At 63.9% G+C, this 2,180-nt stretch carries 2 protein-coding genes; both read right to left on the reverse strand.

Features of this window, described 5'->3' with window-relative positions; translation table 11 throughout:
* Window positions 1–163 precede the first annotated feature (163 nt).
* Window positions 164–721: an elongation factor P gene (gene efp, locus HMPREF3036_RS10370; protein ID WP_005436499.1), complete on the reverse strand. Its 558-nt coding sequence runs from the start codon at window positions 719–721 to the stop codon at window positions 164–166.
* A gap of 180 nt (window positions 722–901) precedes the next feature.
* Window positions 902–2,053, reverse strand: a complete 1,152-nt coding sequence (gene earP / locus HMPREF3036_RS10375) for an elongation factor P maturation arginine rhamnosyltransferase EarP (RefSeq protein ID WP_062334225.1) — start codon at window positions 2,051–2,053, stop codon at window positions 902–904.
* Between the last annotated feature and the right edge of the window lie 127 nt (window positions 2,054–2,180).

Here is a 2,180-nt window from a genome sequence, read left to right on the forward strand (position 1 = left end):
TTCAAGCCTCCGCCTTTAGGCGGGGGTTATTGACGGTGCTAGAGCCTGCGGAGTACGTTGATGCTGAGACGCCTCGCAGTGTAGCGCAAGCCGGAACAAAAGAAAAACCCGACGTCCTGTGAGGAACGTCGGGTTTTCTGTTCGATCGACCGATCGGTGAAGATTACTTCACGCGGTTGCGGTATTCGCCCGTACGGGTGTCGATTTCGATCTTGTCGCCGGCTTCAACGAAGGCCGGGACGGAGAGTTCGTAGCCGGTGGCGATCTTGGCGGGCTTCATGACCTTGCCGGAGGTGTCGCCCTTGACGGCCGGTTCCGTGTAGGTGACTTCACGGACGAGGATCGTCGGGAGTTCGATGGAGATGGCGCGGCCTTCGTAGAAGACGGCTTCAGCAGCCATGCCGTCCTCAAGGTACTTGAGGGCTTCGGCCATGACGTCGGCTTCGACTTCGTACTGGTTGTATTCTTCGTCCATCCAGACGTAGTGCGGATCGGCGAAGTAGGAGTACGTCACTTCCTTGCGTTCGAGGATGAGGTCTTCAAACTTGTCGTCAGCACGGAAAACGGTTTCCGTCATGGCGTTCGTGAGAAGGTTCTTCATCTTCATCTTGACCGTGGAGGCACCGCGGCCACCCTTCGAGTATTCGGACTTGACAACGACCATCGGGTCCTTGCCGACCATGAAGACGTTGCCGAGGCGGAGTTCCTGAGCGGTTTTCATTTATCAGATTCCCTAATTGCAGTGTTGCGAGAATTTTTCCCGCGCCCGTTTGCAAGAGGGCGCAAGAAGCAAAAAATCAATAGCAGACGATTCTACCAAATTTTCCGGCCCTTGAACTGTTAATTTGGGCCCGGGTTTTGATGCGGAGGCGCCCCTGCAGCCCTGACGCCTGCCTGCGCCTCAGGCGCGCGGGACGAGTTCGAGGATGCGGCGGGCAAGGTCGCCGCGCCTGAGAAGCGACTCGCGCCAGACTTCGGCGGCCCTCTTCTGGACGGGCAGCTGGTCGAGCCAGGCCTTCACCTCGGCGGGCTCGAGCGTGCCGTCGACCCAGTGGCGGGAGGCGGCCTCGTAGGTCTCGAAGGGGACGGCGGCGTCCGCAGGCCAGGCCTCCCTGAACCTTGCGAGCCAGGCGTCGAGCTTGATCTCGTGAGCCTTGTCCTCGGTCGGGTAGGTGGCCCAGAGGAGCGGCGTCCCCGCGAGCTGGGCGCGCACGAAGCTGTCCTCGCCGCGGATGACTGCGCCGTCGACGGCGCGCAGGATGTCGTCGAACTCCTCCTGCGGCACGAAGGGCAGGCGCACGACGTTGAAGCGGGCGTCGCCCTTGAGGGCGCGCTCGAGCATGTCGGAGGCCTCGCCCGGCGCGAGCATCAGGTTGAGGGGCTCGTCCGCGGCCCTGAGGCCGGCGGCAAGGCGGTCGATCGCGTTGACGGGGTAGGCGAAGAAGAAGAGCGTGCGAAGCCCGTCCCTTGCACCGTGCGCACGGCGCCAGGCGGCTGCGTCGAAGGCCCTGCGGGCCTCGTCGAGCCCGTCCTCGATGAGAAGGCCGCCCGTCCTGTCGGTGAAGCCCGGGAAGAACCAGAGCTTTTTGACGGGCAGCGTCGGATGCAGGCCCCAGACCATGTGCGAGCCCTCGACCCATTCCTCGGCGGAGAGGTAGTCGAGATTGACCCAGAGGCGGGTGCGGCCGTCGCAGAGACCTGCCTCGACGGCGTCGGGCAGGCGGCAGCCGAAGGTCTCGAAGACGAGCGAGGGCCAGACGCCGCCGATGCGGGAGAGGTCGCCTGCCGAAACCTCGGCCTCGAAGGCGTCCCAGTCGACGATGCGGATGCCGCGCACGAGCGCGTCCGTGGCGGCGGGGTCGAGGTCGTGCACGAGCCTCGCGAGCACGTCGACGGCGTCGATGACGAGCGTGACGGGCAGGCCGAGGTCGCGCAGGCGCTTGGAGAGTCGCCAGGTGACGCCCGCGTCGCCGAAGTTGTCGATGACGCGGCAGAAGATGACGGCGCCTGCGGGCGCAAGGACGGTGTCGGCGGATTCGGCTCTTTGGGACATGGTGCTGAAGCCTTTGCAGAAGCGTAACGAGTTGAACGTGCGCGCATTGTAGCGCGCGGGCGCGCGTTAAAATCATCGGACGTTCACAGAAATAGCCGCAGGAAGCCTCCGAATTCATTCGGATGGA

The sequence above is a fragment of the Sutterella sp. KLE1602 genome (assembly GCF_001578585.1).
In the GTDB taxonomy this organism is placed as follows: domain Bacteria; phylum Pseudomonadota; class Gammaproteobacteria; order Burkholderiales; family Burkholderiaceae_F; genus Sutterella; species Sutterella wadsworthensis_A.